Raw genomic sequence first — 26,751 nt, forward strand, 5'->3', positions numbered from 1 at the left:
AAACTATTCAAACATACGGGCACAAAAGCCTTATTTTTTCACAGTTTTTACCGAAGTTTTTACAAAAAAGGGGCTCCGATATTCACTACCTGTCAACTTCTTATCTTTTTTTCCCATTCCCAGGCAGAACGCATCGCTTCATCAAGGGTAGACCGGGATTCCCATCCGAGCTCCGTATTGGCTTTCGTCGTATCCGCATATGCTGCGGTAATATCGCCGGGCCTGCGGTCTACTATCCTGTAATTGAGTTTTTCGCCGGAAACCTTTTCAAAACTGTTGATCACTTCCAGTACGGAACTTCCTTTCCCGGTACCCACATTGAACACTTCATAATTGGATTTGTTTTCTCCTTTTAAAAGGCGCTGCAATGCTACTACATGCGCCCTGGCCAGGTCTACTACGTGTATGTAATCGCGGATACCCGTACCGTCGGGCGTAGGGTAATCTCCCCCGAAAACAGACAACTGCTCACGAAGCCCCATTCCGGTTTGTGTAATAAACGGCACCAGGTTCTGCGGCACACCCAGGGGCAATTCGCCGATCTCTACGGAAGGATGGGCACCAATGGGATTAAAATACCTGAGGGATATGGCTTTCAGGTTTTCATGCACCTTGCAGGTATCGGCAATGATCTCCTCGCCTATCTGCTTGGTGTTCCCGTAAGGAGACTCCGCCCTTTTTACCGGGGCATTTTCGGTAATCGGCAACTCATCGGCCTGTCCGTAAACGGTACAGGAAGAACTGAATATAAAACCGGCCCCGCCCATGTCCCGGAGTTCCTGTAATATATACACCAGGGTATTGATATTGTTTTCGTAATACAAGAGGGGTTTTTCCACACTTTCGCCCACGGCCTTGGACGCGGCAAAATGGATGACGCCTTCCACATCGGAATGTTTGGCAAAGAATGCCTTTACCTTCGCTTTTTCACGCAAATCCATTTTTTCGAACTGCGGGGTTTTGCCCGTAATGCGGGTTATCCCTTCGAGCACATCGATGGATGAGTTGGACAGGTTGTCGATGATCACTACTGCGAATCCCTCGTTCTGTAATTCCACCACGGTATGGGAACCGATAAAACCCAGTCCCCCCGTCACTAAAATTTTCTTTTTCGCTGCCATTTTTTAATATAACCTTTTATCCGCTTTGTTCACTATTGGTTAACAAATGCCTTTATTTTGGAGGTAATGTATTCAATCTGTTCATCATCGAGTTCCGTGTGCATGGGGAGGGATATGACTTCCTTTGCCAGTTGGTTGGTTACACCGAACGCTTCTTCCCTGTACCGTTCGTCGGCATATGCTTTCTGCCGGTGCAGGGGTATCGGGTAATATACCCCGGAGGGAATTTCATTTTCATTTAAAAAACGTGCCAGTGCATCCCTCTTCCCTTCTTTTATTTTTAATGTATACTGATGATATACGTGAGCGTCTGCTTCACCCACCAGAACGGGAGTAATGATTTTTTCTTCTCCTTCAAGCGCCCTCGTATATTTTGACGCGGCCGCTTTACGCTTTTCATTATACGTATCGAGCAACGGAAGTTTGGCCCGAAGTACGGCAGCCTGTATGGAATCGAGGCGGGAATTCACCCCTACCACATCGTGATGATAACGTTCGTACATTCCGTGATTCACTATACCCCTGATAGTATGGGCCAGCTTGTCATTATTGGTGAATATGGCCCCGCCGTCGCCATAGCACCCGAGGTTCTTGGACGGAAAGAAGGACGTGGCGGATACATCACCGATGGCGCCGGTCTTTACTTTTGTCCCGTCCTTAGAGGTATAGGTCGCACCGATCCCCTGGGCATTATCTTCAATAACATAAAGGTCGTGTTCCTTTGCAATTTCCATAATGGCATCCATATCCGCACACTGTCCGAACAGGTGTATGGGAACAATGGCCCTGGTTTTCGGGGTAATGGCCTTTCGTATGGCTTCGGGATCTATGTTAAACGTATCGGGTTCCACATCCACCAGTACAGGGGTCAGCTTTAAAAGGGCAATGACCTCTACCGTGGCCGCAAAGGTAAAGTCGGCCGTGATCACCTCGTCTCCGGGTTCCAGCCCCAGGCCCATCATGGCTATTTGCAGGGCATCTGTTCCGTTGGCACAGGGTATAACATGCTTCACCCCGACGTATTCCTCCAGTTCTTTCTGAAAAGCGTGTACCTGCGGACCGTTGATAAAGGCTGCGGAATCAATAACCTCTGCAATAGACCGGTCAACAGTATCCTTGATAAATTCATACTGACCCTTGAGGTCAACCATCTGTATTTTCTTCACTATGTGCTGTATTTAGATTATAAACCTTCGCCACCTTTACCTCTTCTGTACGGAAAAGGCGCTGCAAAAGTCAACCGCCGGAAAAGGCATATGCAAAGGCTAAAATATTACTTAAAAAACCAAACAATATTACGAAATAAAGGGACGACTGCCAATGAAACAGGAATGATTTTCACGAAGCCGAAAAATTTGATTTTACCGGGGCACATTTACAGAAAGAAATGTATTTTAGCTGCGAATGACCGGGATTTTATCCCGATTGCCAAATTCCGGCGGTGTAATGACACTTTTTATATACAATATCCTGATATCCCTTACCGGCCTGTTGCTTCGGATCGTCGCCCTGTTCGATAAAAAAATAAAGCTTTTTGTCAATGGCAGGAAAACGGTCTTTGCCGTCCTCCGACAACAGATTGCACCGGAAGATAAGGTCATCTGGTTTCACACGGCCTCACTGGGGGAATTCGAACAGGGATTACCGGTGATGGAAAAGGTGAAAACCGAATTTCCGGATCACAAGATACTGGTCACTTTTTTTTCCCCTTCCGGCTATGAAGTAAAAAAACACAGCGGGGCGGCAGATATCATCACCTATTTACCACTTGACACCAGGAGGAATGCCAAAAAATTCCTGGACCTTGTGCACCCCGAACTCGCCGTTTTTGTCAAATACGAATTCTGGCCCAATTACCTGCACCTGCTGAAAAAAGGGAGCATTCAAACCATCCTCATCTCTGCCATATTCCGCAGGGACCAGATGTTCTTTAAATCCTATGGCGGGTTCATGCGCCGTTCGTTACAGACATTTGCCCGCTTTTTCGTTCAGGATGAGCGTTCGGGGGAATTGCTGCACAATATCGGCATTGCGCGTGTTACCGTAAGCGGCGATACCAGGCTGGACCGGGTGACAGAAATACTGCACAGGGACAACACCCTGGATTTTATGGAGCCCTTCCACAATGGCAACCTCTGTTTCGTTGCCGGAAGCACCTGGCCGGAAGACGAGGAAATACTGGTGGATTTCATCAATAACACTACCGGGGAGGTAAAATTCGTACTGGCCCCTCACAATATAAAACCCGCACATAACCAAGCATTAAAAAAATCCATCCGGAAAAAATCCGTGCTGTATTCGGAAAGACAGGGCAAAGACCTTCGGGAATACGAAGTCCTTATTGTAGACACCATTGGTATTCTCACAAAAATATACAGCTATGCCGATATGGCCTATGTGGGCGGGGGAATGGGCACTACCGGGCTTCACAACATCCTGGAACCCGCCGTTTTCGGTATCCCGGTCATCATCGGAAAAAACTATGGCAAATTCAAGGAAGCCAACGAGCTGGTAGCTTTGCAAGGGGTATTGCCTGTTTCCGGCAAAGACCAGTTTCACAAAACATTACTACAATTAACTAATAATAAAGAATTTAGAAAAGAAACAGGACAGATCAATGCCGCCTACATTAAAAAAAACAGGGGGGCCGTCATCCAAATACTGGAGTTTATACGTACATTATTATAACACGTAATTAAAGAAAAGTTACAGGAAAAACATTTCCTGAGCTTTTCCAATATTAACACGTAAAAACTCAGATTATGAAGAAAGTATTTTTAAGCGCGGTTTTACTGACCGTATTTGCCATCACTTTTACCTCGTGCAGGGACACCAAGAAAAAATCCGAAGAAACCGGGGAACAGATAGAAGAAACCATGGATGAAGCCGGAGATAAAGCGGAAGAGGCCTGGGACGATACCAAAGATGCAGCGGAAGATACCTGGGATGAAACCAAGAAAGCTGCCGACACGCTTAAAGAAAAAGGCGAAGAGGTGCTTGACAGTGCCAAGTCCAAGGTTAAAAAAGCCGGTGAAGAGGTTGATAAAGCCGTGGATGATGCCGTACAAAAAACGGTTGACGAGGTTAATGAAAAAACAGAGCAGTAAGAGACCAACTGTTCAGGAATACAAAACCCGCCTGTTTCATTTCAGGCGGGTTTTTATTTTTTGTAAATTTCCCATGGCAATTATTCAAGAAAAATGACACAAAACGACCTCAACAAATCTGTAGCCTATCTCAGGGAAAAAGGGTTCCTGGAACCGGAAATAGGTATTGTACTCGGCACGGGGCTGGGGAAACTGGTAGAAAAAATCCAAAACCCCTTAACCGTTTATTACAGCCATATTCCGTTCTTTCCCCTGGCCACTGTGGAATTTCATTCCGGAAAACTTATTTACGGAAAGATCGAAGGTAAAAAAGTAGTGGTCATGCAGGGCCGGTTTCACCTTTATGAAGGGTATGACCTCATCGATGTTACCTATCCCATACGGGTAATGCACCGGCTCGGTATAAAACGACTGCTCATTTCCAATGCCGGGGGTGCTGTGAACCTGCAATTCAAAAAAGGGGAGATCATGCTCATTGAAGACCATATCAACCTCCAGGGCGATTCACCCCTGGCCTTCAATAATGTCCCGGATTTCGGCGAACGCTTTGTGGACATGAGCGAGCCTTATGACCCGCCCATGCGAAAACTACTGGAAAATATTGCAGCCGAAAACAATATAACCCTGAGAAAAGGTGTATATGCCTCGGTAGTGGGCCCTCAACTGGAAACCAAAGCGGAATACCGCTACCTGAAGCTCATAGGCGCCGATGCCGTGGGAATGAGCACCGTACCGGAAGTTATTGTGGCCAATCATCTGAAACTGCCGGTTGTTGCCGTTTCCGTATTGACCGATGAATGCGACCCCGACCATCTTGCCCCGGTCAACGTAACAGATATCATTGCCACGGCAACCAAAGCAGAACCCGATATGATAACGTTGTTCAAAGCGTTAATAAAACAGCTCTCATAAGAATTTCCGCAAGTCAGGTAAATCATAAATTACTGCTCCCTGCGTTTAAATAAGCGTGGGAGCAACACAAGAAAGCGCATCCTGTCAGCTAATTGTGCGGAGACGCAATTCGCACAGACGATCGTCATGGCCTGAAGTTCCTTCCCGAAAGAAAAAACAAACCGCCAAGAACATCCAAACCAACCGGTATCATCGTATCTATGGTCGGTGATTATCCGGATTACCCGGACTGTGAAATGGCAAACCTGAAGTACCATTGGTAACCGGAAAGCCATTAAAGGTAAAACAAGGGAACAGTCAGGTTTTACCAAAAAAATTATGTCATTAAATTTCAGTTTATTACAAAATAAAAATTGACATTTTCAAAAGTTTCGGGAACCGTAAAAGATACTATCTTTGCCGCCGTAAAAATTTTGGGTTGGATCTATAAAATAAATTAAATGGTTTTAACACTTTCTTACATTGTCATTGCTATATACAGCATAGCATTACTGCTCATTTTCTTTTATAGCCTGGCACAGTTAAACCTGCTTGTCAATTACCTGGGACATAAGCAAAAAAATGACAAGGCCCCGAAATTTAATTTATTGGACCCCCGGGAAATCCCGTACGTTACCATTCAGCTCCCCATTTACAACGAGGAGTATGTAGTAGAGCGGCTTTTGGACAATATTGCGAAAATAGAATACCCGAAAAACAAACTCGAAATCCAGGTGCTGGATGATTCAACGGACGAATCGGTAACCGAAACCGCCAAACAGATCGCAAAACTCCGGGAAACGGGACTGGATATTCAACACATCCGAAGGGAAAACCGAAAAGGGTTTAAGGCCGGTGCGCTGAAAGAAGGATTGAAGATAGCCAAAGGCGAGTTCATTGCCATTTTCGATGCGGATTTTCTCCCTGCGACTGACTGGCTGAAAAAAACCGTTATTTATTTCAAGGACCACGAAATAGGAGTAGTACAGACCCGTTGGGGCCACCTCAACCGCAATTATTCCCTCCTGACCAAAATACAGGCATTTGCCCTTGACGCTCATTTTACCCTGGAGCAGGTGGGGCGGAACAGTAAGGGCCATTTTATCAATTTCAACGGCACTGCGGGAATTTGGCGGAAAGCATGTATTATTGATGCCGGGAACTGGGAAGGGGATACACTTACCGAAGACCTGGACCTCAGCTACAGGGCCCAGCTGAAAAACTGGAAATTCAAATACCTGGAAGATGTGGAAACCCCGGCAGAACTCCCCGTGGTCATCAGCGCAGCCCGTTCACAACAGTTCCGCTGGAACAAGGGGGGCGCAGAAAACTTCAGGAAAACGGTGACACGTGTCATGGCCGCCCGGAACATTCCTTTTAAAACCAAACTCCACGGGGTACTCCACCTGCTCAACAGCTCCATGTTCCTCTGTGTGTTTATTGTGGCACTGCTGAGTATTCCCATGCTCTATATTAAAAACACATTCGGACACCTGGACTGGATCTTCGAAGTGACCAGTTTCTTTATTGCCAGTACCGTTATATTATTTGTCTGCTACTGGTTTACCTACAAGAACATCCAGGGCAGCGGATTTGACAATTTTATAGATTATATAAAGATGTTCTTCACCTTTTTCTCTGTGGCCATGGGCTTCTCCCTGCACAATTCCGTAGCCGTACTGGAAGGACATATGGGCAAACGGAGCGAATTTGTAAGAACCCCGAAATTCAACATCAAAAATCTTGCGGATAGCTGGAAAGGCAATAAATACCTGCGCCAAAAATTATCGCCCAACACCTTGCTGGAAGCGCTTCTGGCCTTTTATTTCCTCTTCGGGATGTACAGTGCCATACCACTGAATGATTACGGACTGTTCCCCTTTCACCTTATGCTGTTCCTCGGTTTCGGATTCGTATTCTTTAAATCGTTAACATCCAAAGCCTGACAGCGGAACGGGAAAAAGATAAATTATAACGTACTCACCGCCACAGATAAGCAAAGCTTAAAGCATTTTCAGGTTAACGACCTCCTGTTGCTTTAACACCCTCCAATGCCCTCTCGGAAGGTCTTTCTTGGTCAGTCCGGCAAAGATCACCCGGTCCAGTTTTATCACCTTATACCCGAGGTGTTCGAATATCCTCCGGACAATGCGGTTACGCCCACTGTGAATCTTGACGCCCACCTCGCGTTTGGGTGCATTCTCGATATAGCTCACTTCGTCCACTTCCACCGGGCCGTCGTCGAGAGTAAGCCCTTTCTGTATTTGCACCAGATCGGACTGTTTGAGGTTCTTGTCGAGCTCCACGTGATATATCTTCCGGACCCCGTGTTTCGGATGGGTAAGTTTTTTGGCCAGGTCGCCGTCATTGGTGAACAGCAGTAAGCCTGTAGTATTGCGGTCCAGGCGCCCTACAGGCAATAATCTGGTCCTGGAAGCATTGGATACCAGCTCCATCACCGTCTTCCTGCCTCTTTCATCTTTTGTTGTGGTAATAAAACCTTTTGGTTTATTGAGAAGTATATACTCCTTTTTCTCGGGCTTGATGACCTTGCCGTCAAAACGCACTTCATCCGTTAGTTTTACTTTATAACCGAGTTCAGTAACGGGCTCACCATTAACCGATACATTTCCGGCCACGATATAAATATCCGCGTCCCTTCGCGAACAGACCCCGGAATTGGCAATGTATTTGTTGAGGCGTATCTCTTCCGGGTTTTTCAACAAAGGTTTTTTCCGGATGGGTGCATTTCCCCTGGCATGGCTCTCCTTCCGTTTTCCTCCCTGTCTCCCGGATATTTTTCCCTTTCTGTTTTTATCTGTTCTGCTCATGTTCTTATTTTTTGCAAAGATAGGGGATTCGCGCTGAACTGTACCCTCCCTGTTTTTTAAAACCGCCTGCACGGATTATAAAATCCTGTTCAGTACCAGATCAACATCAATCAGCAGTATACTGAAAACCCCGGCTACGATAATAAACTTCAGGATATTGTGAAGTATCAGGTAATCCTTTTTCGAAGCGGCCCTCCACATCAGGATCAAAAAGATGAGGAGCAATAAAAAACAGCCGTAGAAAAAGATATCCATATGCCCTATTTCAAAGGTTGCAATCAGCAAATAAGTAGGCGCCCAGGTAAAGAATGCCAGCAGCGTGATGATCCTTTTCGAGGCCTTTTCCCCGTAGATCACCGGCACGGTCCTGTAGCCCTGCACGATATCCCCTTTGATGTTCTCCAGGTCTTTTACCATATCGCGGATAAGGATAATGAGAAACAGGAATACCGCGTGCACAAAAATGACCATCGCGAAATTCTTGTAATAAATAAACACTGCAAAGAAGGGTGTTATGGCCAATACCGAAGAAATAATGTTTCCCAACAGCGGAATACGCTTCAGTTTATGCGAATAAAACCATATGGCAAAGATGTAAACGGAAAAAAAGGCAACTGCACGGAACGACACATAACTGGCAAAGATCACCGAAACGAAATTCAGGATAAAATAAGTGGTCAGTTTGGTCCGTTGACTGATGAGGCGGTCCAGCATGGTCTTCCTGGGGCGGTTGATAAGGTCCTTTTCCGCATCGTAAAAGTTGTTGATAATATACCCGGAAGCTATAGCAAGGGCAGATGCCGCCACTATGGCGAACAGGTTGCCGTCCAGCACCACACGCATAAGCGGTTTCTCCGGTGCCAGTATATATATGGAAGTGAGGTATTGTGCTATGGCAATAACCAGCACATTGTACCCCCGGACCACTGAAAAAATACTTAGGAGTTTAAGCAATATCAGTCTGTTCTTCCTGGATAGCTGCACATGTTTAATTTTTAAGGCCGGGCAACAGGGACCAAATCCAAAAATGATATGTTCCGGGAATGTTATCCGATACTGCTAATATAAGGAAAGGAATATTTTTTTCACACCTCTTTGCCTTCCGATGTCAGCTCAGGTTTTCAAAAATTATAGACAACCTCCAGGCGGTAGTCTTTCAAAGCTTTTTTAGCCTTCTCTATGTCTTGTGTAAAGCCCAGGATATATCCGCCTCCGCCCGATCCGCACAACTTCAGGTAATATTCGTTGGTCTCTATACCGTGCTTCCACAGTTTGTGGAACTGTGCCGGGATCATCGGTTTAAAATTGTCGAGGACCACGTGAGACAACTGTTTGATATTGCCGAACAGCGACTTTACATCGCCTTTCAGAAAATCTTCCACACAGGCATCGGTATGTTTGATAAACTGATCCCGGAGCATTTTACGAAAACCTTCCTGCTTCATGTTTTCCATGAATATCTGTACCATGGGTGCGGTTTCGCCCACCATGCCGCTGTCCAGAAGGAATACTGCGCCCTTACCGCCCTTTTTCTGGGAAGGGATACCCGCAGGTTCTATATTGTCTTTGGAATTAATGAGAATAGGGATGCTCAGGTAGCTGTTCAACGGATCAAGCCCGGAAGATTTTCCGTGGAAAAAAGATTCCATTTCCCCGAATATAGCTCTTAATTTCAGTAGTTTGTCCCTGGTCAGGTTTTCCAGCACCGTGATCTTGTCATTGGCATACTTGTCATAAATGGCCGCAACCAGGGCCCCGCTGCTTCCTATACCGTATCCCTGCGGAATACTGCTGTCAAAATACATCCCTTCCGCTACGTCCTTTTTCAGCTTTTCTATATCGAAAGTCACCAGATCCGGTCTTTCGGTCTGCAGGTTATGCAGGTAATCTGCAAAGTGCTTCAGGCTCAGGTTGGAGCTGGCTACTTCTTCCGAGAGATCCCCGGCCGTTTTCAGCGCTCCGTTATAAAAATTATAAGGAATCGACAATCCTTTGGAATCCTTGATAATACCAAACTCCCCGAAGAGCAGAATTTTCGAGTAAAATAACGGTCCTTTCATCTTTTTAAAATTACGGCCAAACCTTTATAAAGGTACACAAATTTAACGATGAGAACAATTTTTATTGCAATTTAGTACTATTTTTCTCAAAAAAAATGTTGTCACTCCGTCAATTCCGACGCATTATTCCCTTATAATTTTCTGGCACCGAATCCAATGCGGTCGCAAATATAGTGCTCGTTTTCACAATATACAACCAACTCATTATTAATAAATTCCAATACCCTGGTTTTTTCTGCTTCCGGATACAGCACGTGTACATTGGCACCGGCATCCAGTGTAAAGCACATATTGCTCCCCGTTTCCCTTCTGAAATCCCATATTTTACGGATAACCTCTAACGTACCCGGCCGCATCAGTATAAAATAGGGCCGGCTGGTCATCATCATGGCATGGAGGGTCAGGGCTTCGCTTTCCACAATTTCGGTAAATGCCTTCAAATCGCCTTCCCTGAAGATACGCCGGAGTTCTGACAGGTTTTCCCCGGCCTGCGCAAAGCGCCGTTCCGCAAAGGGATGTCCATGCATCAATCCGTGCCCCGCGGAGCTGCTTACCTGTTTTTCTCCCTTGTCCACCAGCAATATGGTGTCCTGATAGGTTTCAAATACGGGGTTCACCCCGTCCGGATACCGGATACCATATAGATCCGTACTTCCTTCTATTTCCGGATGATCTCCCCATACCACGAGCTTTCCCTCCACACTCCTGCAAGCGCTTCCGGAACCCAGCCTTGCCAGAAAAGAGGCCTTTCGGGTAAAATCATTGTCGGCCATGTCCGGGCACATCTCCCTTTCCATACTCATCAGGCACAATGCCAGGGCACTCATACCACTGGCAGAAGAAGCTATTCCGCTACTGTGCGGAAAGGAATTGGATGTTTCGATGGTGAAATCATAATGTCGTAAAAAGGGGAGAAAACTTTCGATACGCTTAAAAAAACCGTTTATCTTGGGTTTGAAATCTTCCCGGGATCGGCCTTCAAAAAGCAATTCGAAACTAAATCCGGAGGCCGGCGTCTTTCTTTTTTCGTAACTCAGGGTGGTTGTGGTAGCACAGGCATCCAGGGTGAAACTCACGGAGGGATTGGCCGGCAGCTGCTCTTCCCGCTTTCCCCAGTATTTCACCAGGGCAATATTGCTGGGAGACCTCCAGGTAAAGCTCCCCGAATCCGGCATAAAAGAATATGCTGAAGGCATAAAGTCCTTTTCGGTCATCGCTGAATAATTTCTGCAAATATAATCCTTTCCGAACTTATCGTTTTTCCGGGGAAAAACTGCCCCAAAAAACTTTATAATCCGGTTAAGTTACTGTTAAATAGAAAAAAATTTTGGTTTCCCCTACATATTATTGTAGTTTCGGCAAAATTAAAAAACATTAAAATTCTTACAAAAATGAAATTTACGGGTAAATTAAAATCTTTTCTTGTCTGTTTTTTGATGGTAGGTGTTACCGCCTTCGCACAAACAACAACACAAAAAAAGGTAGAAGTATCGGATAGTGAACTGGGTAAAATTGCTACCGCCTTTCAGGGCGTACAGGAAATAAATGTACAGGCACAGCAAAAAATGATGGAAACCGTAAAAGACAACGGTTTTGAAATAGACCGTTTCAACGAATTATTTAAAGCATCACAATCGCAGGAAAAAAATCTTGAAGCCAGTGCCGAGGAAAAGGAAAAATTCGGTGTGGTGATGAGTAAAATGCAGGAAATGCAGTCGGGCTTCCAAAAAGAAATGGAAGAGGTGATCACCAAAGAAGGGATTTCCCTGGACAGGTACCAGGAAGTGGCCGTAGCCCTGCAAACGGATGCCGAATTGCAAAAACGTTTACAGGCACTACTGGCAAAACAGCAATAAGTCGCCGAAAGATATAATATCGAAAAAATGCCTTTTGTGAAGCTTTTTCCGAAAGGTATTTTTGTTTTTTTTAATCTGCTCCGGAACTTTCCGTTATGGCCCTGGCAGCCATATAAGCCCCGGTCCACGCATTCTGGAAATTAAATCCGCCGGTCACGGCATCGATATTCAACACCTCCCCGGCAAGGAACAGGTTTTTATGGATCTTGCTTTCAAAGGTCTTAAAATCTATTTCTTTCAGTTCCACGCCCCCGGCCGTAACAAATTCTTCCTTGAATGTACTTTTGCCGGTAACCTGAAAAATACCTTTTGTAAGCTGACCGGCCAGTTGTTCCGGTACACCTTTGGGAATTTCTGCCCAGCGTTGTCCTTCGCGAATTCCACACGCCTCCGTTAACCTTGCCCATAATCGCCTCGGCACGTCAAAAGGTCTTGAGGCAAGTACCTGTTTTTTCCCGTTTGCCTCTCCGTATGCCTTCAAAATATCCAGTGCATCGGCAAAAGAAACCGTATGCAGCCAGTTAACTTCCAGTAAAAACCTGTAATTACACCGATGCAGTTCCCTCGCCGCCCAGGCGGAAAGTTTTAAAACGGCCGGGCCGCTCATGCCCCAGTGCGTGATCAGTAAAGGGCCTTCAAACGTCATGTTCCGCATCGTATCCGACCGGACCGTTACCTGTGCCGATACACCCATCAACCCGGAAATACGGGGATCTTTTATATGAAAGGTAAACAACGAAGGAACAGGAGGCACCACCGTATGCCCCATTTTTTGCAGCACATCCCACATTTTCGGGCTGCTCCCGGTAGCTATCAGGAGTTTACGGCAACTAAAGTTCCCTTTGCTGGTATGCAGTTCCCAGCCGTTTTCTCCCTTATCGATCTGTTTCACAACATGGCCGGTAAATACGGCCACGCCACGTCCCGAAGTTTCTTTCACGAGGCAATCAATAATGGTTTGGGAAGTATCGGTGACCGGGAACATTCTTCCGTCATCCTCTGTTTTAAGCGCCACGCCCCTGCTCTCGAAAAATTCTACCGTATCCCCGCTGCAGAATGAGTGGAAAGGCCCCAGGAGCTCCTTCTGCCCTCTCGGGTAATTGGTTGTCAGTTTCCCGGGAACAAACTGTGCATGGGTAACATTACACCGTCCGCCCCCGGATATCCTCACCTTGGAAAGTACCTCCGCACTGCGTTCGAGGACAACCACACGTAAAGCAGGATCGGTTTCGGCAATATGCGCCGCGGCAAAGAACCCGGCTGCACCACCTCCCACGATGATCACGTCGGGTTCCCTTTGTCTGACCATCTCGCCTGAAGCGACTTTCTCCCTGTGTTTCATACCGGCAAAAATAGCTTTGTTTTTATCCTTCTGTTTCCGCCGGGAACTAATTCAGTTTATACACGATATCCCTTTCCCTCAGTTCGGTAAGAAGTTCGTTGGAAATTTTTACTTTCTTTTTACGGCTGGGCATATGGAGCTTTAGTTTTTCGTCCAGCTTATATACCGTAAAACTCAGGGCATGATCGCCCTTGTGTTGTTTTATAATATCTTTCAGCACCTGTATTTTATCGTCTCCTACATCATCAATACTCAGGTGAATGGTAAGCCTTTTGGCATAGGTTTCCATTACATCCTGCAGCAGCTGCATGTTGTTGTACTGCAAACGGGGGTCGCCTTTTTGGCCGGTATCCCTGTTCACCCAGCCTTCCCTTACAAACACTTTCATGTAAATAAAAGAGTTGACCATGAGAAAATGTCTGAACTTGAGATATTCCTCGCCGAATATCTTAAACTCATACGAATCCGTATAGTCTTCCACCATAAAAATGCCCCACCCCTTGCCGTTCTTGGAAGTACGGTGTTGTACATCGGTAATCACCCCTGCCAGGGACAATTCCCTGTTGGTATAATTTTCCAGTTCGTTAAGCAGGCCGATGCTGCCATTACAGAAATATTGCATTTCGGTCTTAAAATCGTCCAGCGGATGCCCGGAGATATAGATGCCCACCACTTCTTTTTCCCTGCGGAGTTTTTCCATGGTACCCCACTCCTCACACGGGGGCACCACCGGCTCGGGTATCTGCACCTCACTGGCTTCCCCGAAGAGGCTCACCTGTGAAGAATTCTTGTTTTCCTGGTATTTGGCGGCATACCGCATCACCTTTTCAAGGAACACAATACCATCGCCCTCATCGTGAAAATACTGGGCCCGGTGGGTTTCCGTAAAAGAATCGAACCCTCCTGCAAGGGCAAGGTTTTCAAAGGCCTTTTTATTGGCCGTGCGAAGATCTATCCGTTTGGCCAGATCGAACACCGATTTGTATGCTCCGGACTCCCTGTGCTCCACAATGGTCTCTACGGCACCTCTTCCCACGCCTTTTATGGCCCCCATACCAAAACGTATGGCATTGTTGTTGTTCACGGTAAACTTATAAAAAGACTCGTTAACGTCCGGTCCGAGTACATCAAGCCCCATACGTTTACATTCTTCCAGAAAAAAGGAAACCGATTTTATATCGTTCATGTTGTTGGACAACACTGCCGCCATATATTCCGCAGGATAGTTGGCCTTCAGATAGGCGGTCTGGTACCCGATCCACGCATAACAGGTAGAGTGACTTTTGTTGAAGGCATAACTTGCAAAAGCCTCCCAGTCCTTCCAGATTTTTTCCAGGGTTTCCCTGCTATGGCCGTTTTTCTCCCCGCCGTCCAGGAACTTTGGTTTTAATTGTGCCAGCAGGGCAAATATCTTTTTCCCCATGGCTTTCCGCAACACATCGGCTTCACCTTTACTGAACCCGGCCAGTTTCTGGGAAAGCAGCATCACCTGCTCCTGGTATACGGTAATCCCGTAGGTTTCCTGGAGGTATTCTTCCATCGCAGGCAGATCGTAAGTGATCTCTTCCTTGCCGTGCTTCCGGTTGATAAAACTGGGGATATATTCAAGAGGCCCCGGACGGTACAGTGCATTCATGGCAATGAGGTCGGCAAAGACCGTCGGCTTCAGCTCTTTCATGTACTTCTGCATCCCGGGGGATTCGTACTGGAATATCCCTACCGTTTCCCCGCGCTGAAAGAGCTCATAGGTCTTCTCATCGTCGAGCGGGAATTCATCGGGGTTCAGGTCTATCCCGTGCTTGTACTTGACCAGTTTTACGGTATCCTTGATAAGGGTCAGCGTCTTGAGCCCCAGAAAGTCCATTTTCAGCAACCCGGCATTTTCCACCACCGAGTTGTCGAACTGGGTCACGTAAAGATCGGAATCCTTGGCTATGGACACGGGCACGAAGTTGGTAATATCATCCGGGGTGATAATTACCCCGCAAGCGTGAATTCCCGTATTCCGCAAAGACCCCTCCAGCACCCGGGCCTGCCTGATGGTCTCGGCTTCCAGGTCTGTTCCTTCTGCCAGGTTTTTCAGTTCGTTGACCTTTAAAAGCTCATCGGAACGAAGGCTACCTTTCAGCTTGTTATCGTCGAGTGAAAATATCTTGGCCAGCTTCATGTTGGGGATAAGCTTGGCTATACGGTCGGCATCGCCCAGGGGCAGGTCCAGTACACGGGCGGTATCCCGGATAGAGGACTTCGCCGCCATGGTACCGTAAGTAATGATCTGCGCCACCTGGTTGGCCCCGTACTTATCGATCACGTAATCCATTACCTTGCTCCGGCCTTCGTCGTCAAAGTCGATATCGATATCGGGCATGGACACCCGGTCCGGATTGAGGAAACGCTCAAAAAGGAGGTCGTACGCTATGGGATCGAGATTCGTAATCCCAAGGCAATAGGCCACGGCCGATCCTGCTGCCGATCCGCGACCGGGCCCTACGGAAACCCCCATCTCCCTTGCGGCGGCGATAAAATCCTGCACAATCAGGAAGTAACCCGGGTACCCGGTACGCTCAATAACACTCAACTCAAAATCGAGGCGCTCCCGGATCTCATCGGTGATTTCCGGATATCTCCCCCTGGCCCCTTCATAGGTGAGGTGCCGCAAATACGCATTCTCGCCCCGTTTTCCGCCGTCACGCTGATCTTCTTCGTCCCGGAATTCTTCCGGTATGGTAAACTTGGGAAGAAGAACATCCCTCGCCAGTTCATAGGGCTCTATTTTATCCACCACTTCCTGGATATTGGAAATGGCTTCGGGCAAGTCGGCAAAAAGTGACTTCATCTCCTCGGCCGACTTGAAGTAATATTCCTGGTTCGGCAGGCCGTAACGATAGCCGCGCCCCCTTCCGATGGGAGTGGCCTGTTTTTCGCCGTCTTTTACACAAAGGAGAATATCGTGGGCATTGGCATCTTCCTTGGTGATATAAAAGGTGTTATTGGTGGCCACCATCTTCACATCGTGCTTCCTGGCAAACTGCACCAGCACATTGTTGACCCTGTCCTCGTCTTCCTGTCCGTGCCGCATCAGTTCGATATAGAGATCGTCGCCGAACTGTTCTTTCCACCACAACAGGGCTTCTTCCGCCTGGTTTTCACCGACATTGAGTATTTTTCCCGGGACTTCACCATACAGGTTCCCGGTAAGGACAATAACGTCTTCCTTATATTTCTGAACCGTTTCCCGGTCTATGCGCGGCACATAATAAAACCCTTCGGTATAGGCTACGGAAGACATTTTGGCCAGGTTGTGATATCCGTTCTTGTTCTTCGCCAGCATCACAATCTGGTACCCGTTGTCCTTGCGGCTCTTGTTCAGGCGATCTTCACAAACATAAAACTCGCATCCCACAATAGGTTTGATCTCGATCTCGGAAGGCGCTTCCCCTTTTTCCAAGGCTTCTTCGTTTTTTGCCTTTGCCGCCTTGTTGTGGTTCCCGATTTCCCTGACAAAGTGAAAAGCTCCCATCATGTTAGCGTGGTCGGTAAGCGCCACTGCCGGCATTTTTTCTCTTACTGCGGCAGCCACCAGGTCGGGGAAACTCGATGTGGCCTGCAACACAGAAAACTGTGTGTGATTGTGCAGATGGACAAAATCCATCTTTTTGAGCTCCTGTTTGTTCTCTTCCAGTTCCTGCCTGGATATGTCTTCGCCCTGCGCTTTCTCTATCCTTTTGCGTATGGCATCCGAAGCGGCTTTCAGGTTAATATGCTCCAGGCCTATAAGCGGTATTTCCTTCGGATTGTGCTCCCTGAATTTCTCAAAATACCCGGGAAGGACATCCAGCTCTTCTTCCGTAAAGCCTTCACCAATACGTATCAACTCAAAGAAACACCGGGTTGTAGCCTCCACATCGGCCGTGGCATTGTGGGCCTCGGCAAAAGGTTCACCGAATAATTTTTCGTGCAATTCGGTAAGGGTAGGCAGCTTGAACTTTCCTCCCCGACCTCCGGGTAACCGGCAGAATTCTGCCGTTGTTTCCGTACAGGTATCCAGTACCGGCAGGGAAGTGAGCGGCGATTCCATCCCTTCCCGGTAAAATTCACACCCCATGATATTCACGTCAAACCCGACATTCTGCCCCACAATAAATTTGGTTTTGCCCAGGGCGACATTGAATTTCTCCAGCATTTCCCTCAGCGCTACACCTTCTTCTGCTGCCAGTTCGGTAGAAATACCGTGTACCCGTTCCGCGTCAAAAGGAATATTGAAACCTTCCGGTTTTACCAGGCAGTCTCCCTGCTCTACAAGTTCTCCCATCTCATCGTGCAACTGCCATGCGATCTGCACACAGCGGGGCCAGTTATCGGTATCGCTCAGCGGTGCATCCCAGCGTTTCGGCAATCCGGTGGTCTCGGTATCGAAAATAAGGTACATGAGGGTTTAATGTTTAAGGTTCAAAGCTCAAGGTTCAACTTCAAAGTTCAACCCTTCGATTACGCTCAGGGTGACAGGTTCAAAATTTCAGGTAACTAACCCGGTTCCCGAGCGAAGTCGAGAGACGGGATAAAATTACGGATAATTTACCATCGGGGAAAGGTCCTCCCAGAGTAGTTATTAACGGAAAAATTCACGCTGTCACACAAAATATCAGGAGGTATGTTTTCCTTTTTCGTAATCGCACAACTGTTTATAGATCACTTCGCGTACCCGGGCTTTCACTTGTCCCCGGTCTGCAACAGTCAACCCGTTCGTTTCTATAAAGGGGTGGATCTTTGCCCTCATAATTCCGGGACTCCCCTTAAAAAAGACGTAGGGGAACCGCTTTTTGTTGTCTGCAAAAGTCATGGGCACCAGGGGTATCTGACAGGCAATGGCCAGCCGGAAAGCCCCGTCCTTGAATTCATCCAGGAACACGTCATCCTCCGGCACCCCGCCTTCGGGAAATATGCAAATACTGAGCCCCTCTTCCAGGCGCTTTTTCGCCCCCTCGTATACTTCGGTACGGCTTTTAATGCTGTTCCGGTCTACCGTGATGCACACCCGTTTATAAAAAAACCCGAAGATGGGGATTTTTGCAAGTTCCTTTTTCCCCACAAAGACAAAAGGGTTTCGGGACGCCCTGAGCATAAGCATAATATCCGTCATACTGGTATGATTGGCTACCAATACATAGCTTTTTCCTTTTTCTATTTTCTGTTCCCTTCGGATTCTCGGATAAAATCCCATGCCATACAGAATGACATTGGCCCAGATATTCCGCGCCAGCCAGAAGAACTGATGGTAATACCTGTCGGACGAAGTGAGTATCAAAAACGCAGGGGACAGCGGAATAATAGTGCCCGCCATAAGCACATAAAACCAAATACGCCAGAGAATTAAAAACGGGTATTTAAGTAATTTCATCATAATTCAAAGTTAAACTTTTAAAAAAAATTCATATATTTAGATGAAAACTTTTAAATATTCCTGTTATGTTATATGCAATTTTAATTGGAGCCATAGCCGGATGGCTGGCCGGCAAAATTATGAAAGGCGGCGGATTTGGCGTACTTATTAACATTCTGCTCGGTATTATCGGCGGATTTGTCGGTAACTGGCTCTTCGGGGTACTGGGCATTCATTTCGGTTCCGGTTTTCTGGGAGACCTCATTACCGGGATAATAGGTGCTGTCGTCGTCCTCTTTGTTGTAGGACTGTTTAAAAGATAGCTCCTTTCCCAAATATTCAATTCTTACCGCTTCCCTTCGTGAAAGCGGTTTTTTTACTTTCCCACCCTTCCCGAAAAAAGCAAATTTCTCCTTTTTTCTGCGGTATATGTTTTTAATTTGTCTTTATTTTGCAGGACTGAAATCCGCGACATCCGTGTTGCGGCATTTTTATCATACAATCCCCGCAATACAAATTCCGGGGAAAGTTATAAAAACATCCGTGAATTCATACGTGCAGTTTTAACGATACTTAAAAAAAACGGCCCCCGCCAATACCGAGGGTCCGGAAGACAACATACGGAAAATTATGGCAAGAATACTGACCGGCATCCAGAGTACGGGAACGCCCCATCTGGGCAATATCCTGGGAGCTATCCTCCCGGCCATCAGGATGTCCGAACAACCGGAGAACGATTCTTTTCTGTTTATTGCAGACATGCATTCGCTTACCCAGATAAAGAACGGGGACGAACTGCGGCAAAACACTTATAATGTTGCGGCCACATGGCTTGCTTTCGGACTGGACATTGAAAAAGTGGTCTTCTACCGCCAGAGCGATGTACCGGAAACCGCAGAACTGGCCTGGTACCTGAGTTGTTTTTTCCCCTTTCAGCGGCTTACACTGGCGCATTCCTTCAAGGATAAGGCCGACCGGCTGGAGGATGTAAATGCCGGGCTGTTCAGTTACCCGATGCTCATGGCTGCGGATATTCTGCTGTACGACGCCGAGATCGTCCCGGTCGGCAAGGACCAGATGCAACACCTGGAGATCACCAGGGACGTGGCGAACAGGTTCCATGCCAAAATGGGGGAAACTTTTGTTATCCCCGAAGGAAAGGTACAGGAAAGCACCCAGTACATTCCCGGTACGGACGGAGGCAAAATGAGTAAATCACGCGGAAATACCATTAACCTGTTCCTCCCCGACAAGCAATTACGCAAGCGTATTATGAGCATCGAAACAGACAGTACGCCCATGGAAGAGCCCAAGGACCCGGATACCTGCAACGTTTTTGCACTCTACAAGATACTGGGCGACCCGCAGCAAACAAAGACCATGCGTAACAATTACCTCAACGGAGGTTATGGCTATGGCCATGCGAAACAGGCCCTGTACGAACTCATCACGGAAAAATTTGCAACGGAACGGGAACGCTTTCACTATTACATGAACCATCCCGGCGAGGTAGACAGCGCCCTGGCCTTCGGGGCGGAAAAAGCCAGAAAAACAGGACGGGAAGTACTGAAGAGGGTCAGGAACAAAATAGGATACTGAATGATGCCGGAGGAGGCACAAAATTTTCTATACGGACCCCGGCACCTGTTTTTTGTACTGCCGACTGCTGAATTCTGTCAATTAACCGCCTCAAAAAGCTTCCCGGGAAGCGGGCGCACCGCCCCTTTCATCTCCATGCTGAGAAGCATTGAAGAAGCCTTATACACCGGTATTTGGCATTCCAGCGCAATAATATCCAGCAGTTCCTTGCCGTTTGTACGCAGAAAATCATAAACCTTTTTTTCGGTCTCGTCCAGTTCGGCAAAGAGCTGCACCTGTAAAGACTCCGCTTTTTCCCGGTTTTTGATCTTACCATTGTTTGAAACAATTTCTGTTCCCCGTAATTCCCGATGCCATCCCAGGATATAAGCCATGTCTGCCGCCGAAGTAAGCATATGGGCTTTCTGACTTTTGATAAGATCATTACAGCCGGCACTGTACCGGTCGTCTGCCCTGCCGGGCAGGGCAAATACTTCCCGGTCGTAGGAATGTGCTATATCGGCCGTAACCAGCCCTCCGCCTTTTTCCGCAGACTCTATCACCACGGTCGCTTCAGACAAACCGGCAATAATACGGTTCCGTTTCAGGAAATTTTCCCGTTCCGGGCTACTGCTGCTCCAGAAATCGGTAACAAATCCGCCATTGGCCTCCACCTGGTTCACATATCTCTTATGTGCCCGGGGATAAACCTGATTCAATCCATGAGCCAGGCAGCCCACGGTCTGCAGGCCATTTGCCATCGCCGCCTTTTGGGCCGTGATATCCACTCCGTAAGCAAATCCGCTTACGATAACCGGATCAAACGGCGCCAACTCTTCAATAAGACGTTCACAAAAGCGCTTCCCGTAAGAAGTGACGCGCCTGGTCCCTACCACGCTCACAATCTTTTTATCCTCCAAACTCATATTCCCGGAACCAAACAATAACACCGGACCATCCACACAGTGTTTTAAGCGTTCCGGATAGTCCGGGTCCTCAAAATAAGAACACCGGATATCGTTGTTTTCTATAAATTCCAGCTCCCGTTCTGCTGCACGCAGGTTTTCCGGACTGCGGACATTTTCGGTCACCACCCTACCTATACCATTGATCTTCTGTAGTATGCCCGCCTTTTCTTCAAAAACAGCTCTTGCACTCCCGCAATGTGCTATGAGTTTCCTGGCAGTGATATCTCCCATTCTGGGAACGTGCTGCAATGCCAGGACATAAACCAATTCGGATGTTGTCATAGTCTAATTGATCTTTTCGGAAGGCAGCGGAAAGTATTCCTGTAAAAATAAGAATATTCCATCAACTGTGAAACAACGGCATACACCGGGAAGCAACCGAAACCAGTTAAAAAACCGACAAAACGATACGGACAGGCGTTACTACCTGCAGATCCCGGGGCTTCTGACTCCCAAAATCATAGCTTCCTGCGGATAACCCTGTTGATAATTTTTTACAGGCACACTTTCGTTACCCGGAAAAAATCGCCATCTTTGTTTTATGCAGTTAGAACACTATATCGGCGAGTTATTATACAGGTATTCATGTATTACCGTTCCGGAATTCGGTTCATTCCTGACCCATTACCGGTCGGCACAGCTACAAAACCATACGTTTTACCCGCCTTCGAAGGCGATTTCTTTCAATGCACAACTGACGTCAAACGACGGGCTGTTGGTGAAACACATTGCGGAAACAGAAGGACTTTCGTACGAAGAAGCACTGATTAACGTAAAAAAGGTTGTCCTTTCCTGGAAAGATTCCCTGCAACAGGAGGAGAAACTCGTATTGAAGAACATAGGGCTTCTCTGGCCTAACAAGGAAGGCAGCATACAATTCCAGCCTTTTACCGATAAGAATTACCTTCCCGATGCTTTCGGGCTGAGCACTTTCACTTCACCGGAGGTCACCAGGGAATTACTGAAGGAAGAAGTTGTGCTGCTGGAAGAAAAAACACCTTTGCTGTTTACCCCGGAAAAACGCATGCGCAAGCGGTCTTACCTGAAGTATGCCGCCATATTACTGCTCTCCGTATCCGTCGGGACCGTCGCATACCAGTCGGTAAGGATGGAACAGCAAAAAAAACAGTTGCAGATGGCCGAACAGGAGGCCCAGCAGCAACTGCAAAAAACCATACAGCAGGCCACCTTTTTTGATGCTGCGCCCGTAGACCTCCCTTCCATAACACTCAAGGCTACCAGGAAGCCGTTGTACTATGTTGTGGCAGGTGCTTTCCGGGAAGAAGAAAATGCCGAGAAGAAAATGAAAGAACTTACCACAAAAGGTTACAGTCCTGAACGTCTGGAACCCACAAAATACGGGTTGCACCAGGTAGCATTCGGGAGTTATACCAGCGCCCGAAATGCCATAAACTTCCTCCATAAGGTAAAGGCTACCGAAGCACCGGAAGCCTGGTTACTGGTTTCGGAGAACTGATGGCATAAACAACATCGCTTCCACATATTTAAAATATATATATATTCCTGTCCCGGTTTTTCGCCGGGATAGTTGTTTTTATCTTCCCGCGCTTCCGTTTTTTTCCGGTTTTTAAGTGTTTTTTTGCATTCCCAAAATTCACTGCTTCCATTCCCTTCCACACTGTTTCCGTATCTTTGCAAAAATTCATACAGAGATGAAAGCAAAGACTCCCGGAGAATCCAGAACCATTATGACCGATCTGGTCTTACCCAGCGAAACCAACCCGTTGAACAACCTTTTCGGAGGCGAGCTCCTGGCCCGTATGGACCGGGCAGCGAGTATTGCAGCCCGGCGGCATTCCAGGAGAATTGTAGTTACCGCATCCGTAAACCATGTGGCCTTTAACCGGGCCGTCCCCCTGGGGAGTGTGGTTACCGTTGAGGCTGCTGTGTCCAGGGCCTTTAAAAGTTCCATGGAAGTATTTATCGATGTCTGGATAGAAGACAGGGAAAGCGGTTCGCGCACCAAGGCCAACGAAGCCATATACACCTTCGTAGCCGTTGACGAAACCGGAAGACCCGTTGCCGTACCGGCCCTGAAACCGGAAACCGATCTTGAAAAATCGCGTTTCGATGCCGCTCTGCGGCGAAAACAACTCAGCCTTGTACTGGCCGGAAAAATGAAGCCCAATGAAGCTACCGAACTCAAGGCCCTGTTCGAATAAAACCGGAATCCGTCCTTAACCGACATGGAAACCTTTACTTCACCAATAATTAAACTCGACTCCCCGGTATGGACGTCCATAGCCCCCGTACCCGATGCCATAGCGGAAAGGTTGATCGAAAAAACTACCGATAAAAGGGTGGTCTGCACCCTTAACGGCAAGCTAAAAAAACACTGTGCACTGATGCCCCGGGGCGATGGCTCCTATTACATTCTTGTCAATAAACAGGAACTAAAACAAATTGGGGTTTCCCTCAATGAAGAAATACACATTGCCCTGGAGCCCGACCGTTCCGACTACGGTATGCCCATGGACGATGAATTCAGGGCCGTACTGGACTCCGATCCGGAAGGTGAAAAGCATTTTGAGGCCCTTACACCGGGCAAAAAACGGACGTTGCTGTATATGGTCCACAAAATAAAGAACGGGCAGAAAAAAATACAGCGTTCGATCGTTATCATCGAGCACCTGAAAATGACAGGCGGAAAAATAGATTACAAATTGCTGAACCGGCAGTTTAAAGAACGGAAATTCTAATTCCTCCCGTTTTCATCCGGGTACAGTCTCCACACGGGATCGCTCTGCCAGAACGCCTTGGTTGCTACGTCCATGACAGTCAAAGGCCCTTTAAAAGCAGCGCCCGTATCCACATTCCATACATTAGCCGCATTAACCGGGGCCATCTTACCGATCCTGGTGACAGGTGTGTGACCGATAAAAATTTCGCGGTAATGCCTGAACCTGCTCGGATACCTGTATTCTTCCTCACTCAGGGAAGTGTCCAGCGAAAGTGCCGTTTCCCAAAGCGTCCTGTCCCAGTAGAACATTTCGGGAAAGTATTCGTGTTCCACTCCGCGCAGGTTGGTAAAACCGGCGTGGAGGAATAACCGGTTCCCTTCGTCGAGATAGTAGTTGTGAAGGTTTTCCAGGAACTTCATATGCCGCTTCCGGGTATCAGGTCCTATGCCATTATAGGCATCGATAGTGGCTTGCCCGCCGTGGTAAAGCCATTGCTTGTTCAATTCTCCTTTTTTAAGCCATTTGTAACAAAAATCATCGTGATTGCCCTGTATGAATACGCAGGGGCGGTCTTCAGAAAACTGCATAAGAAAATCCAGCACCTGGGGCGACTGGCTCCACCCGTCTACATAATCCCCGAGGAATACCAAGGTATCTTCTTTTCTGATCTCCGCCCTGTCCAGGACCTGTTTCAGCGCCTTTAAGGCACCGTGAATATCGCCTATAACAAATGTCTTGTTCATCTTTTATTCCTTCAATTAAGGTGTGTCTGTCTCCCGGTGTCCAGATAACGGTCTGCACGGGGCCCGGGAGCAACCTGTTAACTGTATTTCACTTTTCGCAGCACCCGGAGGGATTCCTTGAGAGATTCATATACCTTCCTGTCGTATTCCCTGACGATCCAACGGTAATTTTCCAGTTTTTCCCTGGCATCTTCAAACCCGTTCAGTGCACATATCAGGTAGGTAGCGGGCATGTTGATCACATCTTTCCTTTCATTGGGGCTCAGCGACATGCCCTTTTCTATTTTTTCCAATAACGTATTGTTGGTATTGTATACGTGATACAAGACCTTTTTGTCGTATTGCGGCGGTTCAAAAATAAGCGTGCTGTCAATCTTATACGACCCGTTTTCGTTAAATGTGATGGTAACGGTCTCCAGGGGATAGTACTTTTGCTGCTGATTGAGCCCGAGCTGTATGTATTCCGTAGTGGAAAAGGAGTTTTCATCGGTGATCACCTCCACTTCGTCCAGGGCCGAGTAAAAAAGACGTACCTGCTCGTTGATAAGTTCGATGTCCACCCTGGAATAATAAATCTTTTCCCCGCCCCTATCAGGCTGTTTTACTTTTTTGGTCACCCCTGCCCAGCACACTACAAACTGTTCCTTAAACACCTTGTAATGCGCCTCAAGATCCTTGTGCTTATTGTATAAAAAATCAATGACCCCGTTAAGGGTAAGCTCTATATTGTTCCTTGCGTGTAACTCTATCTCCGCTACCAAGGGCGAATTGGTGTCCTTTATCTCAATATCGAACACTTTGGGCATGCTTATGCTCCCGTCCCTGAAAAAGACAGACCCGCCGTAATATTTCCATATGTTTCTCCTGAGCGCACATAATTTCCCGTTGGAGCGGATGGTAACCAGCCCCACTACTTTCCCGTCCGGCAAATGCGGAAACGGAATATTTTCGTAAGAGATAAGGGGAGGGTTGTCAAGGTAGGCATTGACGAGGTTTTGTATCTTGCTGTCATCAAAGAAATCGGTCCCCACAATGGTATTGTCTTCGTCTTCCACCCCCACTACGATAAAAGAGTTGTTTTTGGGATTGGAATTCGCCAGTGCACAAACATGTTTCAAAAACTTGGCCTTTCCTTCTCTCTCACCAATATTGATAAAACGCTTTTTATCGTAAAAGCTGTTTTCATCATTATGTGCCAAAAGGTTTTTTACTAAAAGGCGTTTGTTAATCATAAGTAATGGCTATCGGCCGGAAGGGATATTTTTTTCAGTGTGCAGCACCATAGTTCCGGTTGCCCGCTACTGAAAAAATGCCCTTACCCGCACTTTTCTTTTTTACAGTTCTGTCTTGTTGACCAGGGTACTGGTGGCCTGTGCCGTGGGAAATACAAGCAGGTCTGCTATATTGACATGATACGGCCTTGTGACCACAAAACCAATAATATCCGCTATATCTTCGGCCTGCAAGGCTTTATATCCCTCGTATACCGTATCCGCCCTTTCCGCATCTCCCTTGAACCGCACTTTACTGAACTCGGTCTCCACCAGCCCCGGGTGTATGGCCCCAACGCGTATGCCACTGGAATTCAAATCTATACGCATTCCCTTATTTATAGCATCTACCGCATGCTTACTGGCACAGTACACATTACCGTTAGGATATACTTCTTTTGCCGCAATAGACCCGATATTGATAATATGCCCCTTCTGACGTTTCACCATACCCGGTATAATGGCCCTGGACACATAGAGGAGTCCCTTCACATTAATGTCCATCATGGCATCCCAGTCGTCCATATTACCCGACTGTACAGGGTCCTGGCCATGGGCATTTCCCGCATTGTTGACCAGTATGTCGACATCCGAAAATCTGTCGGGCAGGCTTTCCACTGCCTTAAAAACCGCTTCCCTGTTACTAACATCAAACTGAAGCGTGTGTACCTCGGTAAATGCAGACAACTCCAGTTCCAGGTTTTCCAGGCGTTCCTGTCTTCTGCCGCAAAGCACAAGGCGCATGCCTTTTGCTGCAAAAATCCGGGCCGTAGCTCTTCCTATACCACTGGTAGCCCCGGTTATAAATGCAACTCGTTCGTTTTGTCCTTCTTCTTTCATACCTTGATCATTATTCATAATTCATAGCATTCTTAAAAATCGCGTATTCTTCCTCACTTTT

At 47.2% G+C, this 26,751-nt stretch carries 23 protein-coding genes; 10 read left to right on the forward strand and 13 right to left on the reverse strand.

What is annotated here, in order from left to right:
- Positions 1-92: 92 nt before the first annotated feature.
- Positions 93-1,121, reverse strand: coding sequence for a UDP-glucose 4-epimerase GalE (gene galE, locus LS482_RS07830; protein WP_233031221.1), 1,029 nt, complete (start codon positions 1,119-1,121; stop codon positions 93-95).
- Positions 1,122-1,153: 32 nt separating this feature from the next.
- Positions 1,154-2,287, reverse strand: a complete 1,134-nt coding sequence (locus tag LS482_RS07835) for a DegT/DnrJ/EryC1/StrS family aminotransferase (RefSeq protein WP_233031222.1) — start codon at positions 2,285-2,287, stop codon at positions 1,154-1,156.
- A gap of 280 nt (positions 2,288-2,567) precedes the next feature.
- Between LS482_RS07835 and LS482_RS07840 the strand changes: the two genes are divergently transcribed.
- The 4 genes from LS482_RS07840 (at position 2,568) to LS482_RS07860 (ending at position 7,065) form a co-directional block, all read left to right on the forward strand.
- Positions 2,568-3,809: a 3-deoxy-D-manno-octulosonic acid transferase gene (locus tag LS482_RS07840; RefSeq protein ID WP_233031223.1), complete on the forward strand. Its 1,242-nt coding sequence runs from the start codon at positions 2,568-2,570 to the stop codon at positions 3,807-3,809.
- A gap of 74 nt (positions 3,810-3,883) precedes the next feature.
- Complete coding sequence (locus LS482_RS07845; protein ID WP_233031224.1) at positions 3,884-4,228, forward strand: hypothetical protein; 345 nt, start codon at positions 3,884-3,886, stop codon at positions 4,226-4,228.
- Between the two features lie 93 nt (positions 4,229-4,321).
- A complete protein-coding gene (locus LS482_RS07850; RefSeq protein ID WP_233031225.1) occupies positions 4,322-5,140 on the forward strand; it encodes a purine-nucleoside phosphorylase in 819 nt (272 codons plus the stop codon).
- 440 nt (positions 5,141-5,580) lie between these two features.
- Positions 5,581-7,065: a cellulose synthase family protein gene (locus tag LS482_RS07860; RefSeq protein WP_233031226.1), complete on the forward strand. Its 1,485-nt coding sequence runs from the start codon at positions 5,581-5,583 to the stop codon at positions 7,063-7,065.
- A 57-nt stretch (positions 7,066-7,122) separates the two neighbouring features.
- Here the strand turns inward: LS482_RS07860 and LS482_RS07865 are convergent, their stop codons facing one another.
- The 4 genes from LS482_RS07865 to LS482_RS07880 form a co-directional block, all read right to left on the reverse strand.
- A complete protein-coding gene (locus LS482_RS07865; RefSeq protein WP_233031227.1) occupies positions 7,123-7,950 on the reverse strand; it encodes a pseudouridine synthase in 828 nt (275 codons plus the stop codon).
- A 75-nt stretch (positions 7,951-8,025) separates the two neighbouring features.
- Positions 8,026-8,934, reverse strand: a complete 909-nt coding sequence (locus tag LS482_RS07870) for a geranylgeranylglycerol-phosphate geranylgeranyltransferase (RefSeq protein WP_233031228.1) — start codon at positions 8,932-8,934, stop codon at positions 8,026-8,028.
- A gap of 137 nt (positions 8,935-9,071) precedes the next feature.
- Positions 9,072-10,010, reverse strand: a complete 939-nt coding sequence (locus LS482_RS07875) for a mevalonate kinase family protein (protein WP_233031229.1) — start codon at positions 10,008-10,010, stop codon at positions 9,072-9,074.
- Positions 10,011-10,141: 131 nt separating this feature from the next.
- A complete protein-coding gene (locus LS482_RS07880) occupies positions 10,142-11,224 on the reverse strand; it encodes a diphosphomevalonate decarboxylase (RefSeq protein ID WP_233031230.1) in 1,083 nt (360 codons plus the stop codon).
- Positions 11,225-11,401: 177 nt separating this feature from the next.
- Here LS482_RS07880 and LS482_RS07885 point away from each other — a divergent pair, with 177 nt between their 5' ends.
- A complete protein-coding gene (locus LS482_RS07885) occupies positions 11,402-11,866 on the forward strand; it encodes a DUF4168 domain-containing protein (protein WP_233031231.1) in 465 nt (154 codons plus the stop codon).
- A gap of 70 nt (positions 11,867-11,936) precedes the next feature.
- On the opposite strand, the gene LS482_RS07890 is transcribed toward LS482_RS07885, so the two are convergent.
- The 3 genes from LS482_RS07890 to LS482_RS07900 form a co-directional block, all read right to left on the reverse strand.
- On the reverse strand, positions 11,937-13,208 hold the full coding sequence (locus LS482_RS07890; RefSeq protein WP_233031232.1) for a BaiN/RdsA family NAD(P)/FAD-dependent oxidoreductase: 1,272 nt from the start codon (positions 13,206-13,208) through the stop codon (positions 11,937-11,939).
- 46 nt (positions 13,209-13,254) lie between these two features.
- The gene (dnaE, locus tag LS482_RS07895) at positions 13,255-17,637 is read right to left on the reverse strand and encodes a DNA polymerase III subunit alpha (RefSeq protein WP_233031233.1); all 4,383 of its coding nucleotides are present in this window, start codon (positions 17,635-17,637) and stop codon (positions 13,255-13,257) included.
- 213 nt (positions 17,638-17,850) lie between these two features.
- A complete protein-coding gene (locus LS482_RS07900) occupies positions 17,851-18,609 on the reverse strand; it encodes a lysophospholipid acyltransferase family protein (protein ID WP_233031234.1) in 759 nt (252 codons plus the stop codon).
- Between the two features lie 65 nt (positions 18,610-18,674).
- Here LS482_RS07900 and LS482_RS07905 point away from each other — a divergent pair, with 65 nt between their 5' ends.
- Together LS482_RS07905 and trpS are read left to right on the forward strand one after the other, a co-directional pair.
- Positions 18,675-18,911 (forward strand): GlsB/YeaQ/YmgE family stress response membrane protein, encoded by a 237-nt coding sequence (locus LS482_RS07905; protein ID WP_233031235.1) that lies wholly within the window; start codon positions 18,675-18,677, stop codon positions 18,909-18,911.
- Between the two features lie 307 nt (positions 18,912-19,218).
- Positions 19,219-20,187 (forward strand): tryptophan--tRNA ligase, encoded by a 969-nt coding sequence (gene trpS, locus LS482_RS07910; protein ID WP_233031236.1) that lies wholly within the window; start codon positions 19,219-19,221, stop codon positions 20,185-20,187.
- A 77-nt stretch (positions 20,188-20,264) separates the two neighbouring features.
- Here the strand turns inward: trpS and dprA are convergent, their stop codons facing one another.
- Positions 20,265-21,416: a DNA-processing protein DprA gene (dprA, locus tag LS482_RS07915; RefSeq protein ID WP_233031237.1), complete on the reverse strand. Its 1,152-nt coding sequence runs from the start codon at positions 21,414-21,416 to the stop codon at positions 20,265-20,267.
- 259 nt (positions 21,417-21,675) lie between these two features.
- On the opposite strand from dprA, the gene LS482_RS07920 reads away from it, so the two are divergent.
- The 3 genes from LS482_RS07920 to LS482_RS07930 all read left to right on the forward strand — a co-directional run bounded on the left by LS482_RS07920 (position 21,676) and on the right by LS482_RS07930 (position 23,854).
- Complete coding sequence (locus tag LS482_RS07920; protein ID WP_233031238.1) at positions 21,676-22,611, forward strand: HU domain-containing protein; 936 nt, start codon at positions 21,676-21,678, stop codon at positions 22,609-22,611.
- A gap of 196 nt (positions 22,612-22,807) precedes the next feature.
- Positions 22,808-23,317 carry an acyl-CoA thioesterase gene (locus LS482_RS07925; RefSeq protein WP_233031239.1) on the forward strand — a complete coding sequence of 170 codons (510 nt, stop codon included), beginning with the start codon at positions 22,808-22,810 and terminating at the stop codon, positions 23,315-23,317.
- A gap of 24 nt (positions 23,318-23,341) precedes the next feature.
- Complete coding sequence (locus tag LS482_RS07930) at positions 23,342-23,854, forward strand: YdeI/OmpD-associated family protein (RefSeq protein WP_233031240.1); 513 nt, start codon at positions 23,342-23,344, stop codon at positions 23,852-23,854.
- Here LS482_RS07930 and LS482_RS07935 read toward each other — a convergent pair.
- From LS482_RS07935 to LS482_RS07945, 3 genes are all read right to left on the reverse strand, one after another.
- On the reverse strand, positions 23,851-24,579 hold the full coding sequence (locus LS482_RS07935) for a metallophosphoesterase (RefSeq protein WP_233031241.1): 729 nt from the start codon (positions 24,577-24,579) through the stop codon (positions 23,851-23,853). The genes LS482_RS07930 and LS482_RS07935 overlap by 4 nt on opposite strands.
- Before the next feature lie 77 nt (positions 24,580-24,656).
- Positions 24,657-25,811, reverse strand: coding sequence for an ATP-binding protein (locus tag LS482_RS07940; RefSeq protein ID WP_233031242.1), 1,155 nt, complete (start codon positions 25,809-25,811; stop codon positions 24,657-24,659).
- 102 nt (positions 25,812-25,913) lie between these two features.
- Positions 25,914-26,708, reverse strand: a complete 795-nt coding sequence (locus LS482_RS07945; protein WP_233031243.1) for an SDR family NAD(P)-dependent oxidoreductase — start codon at positions 26,706-26,708, stop codon at positions 25,914-25,916.
- Between the last annotated feature and the right edge of the window lie 43 nt (positions 26,709-26,751).

Origin of the sequence: Sinomicrobium kalidii, assembly GCF_021183825.1 — a bacterium.
Taxonomy (GTDB): domain Bacteria; phylum Bacteroidota; class Bacteroidia; order Flavobacteriales; family Flavobacteriaceae; genus Sinomicrobium; species Sinomicrobium kalidii.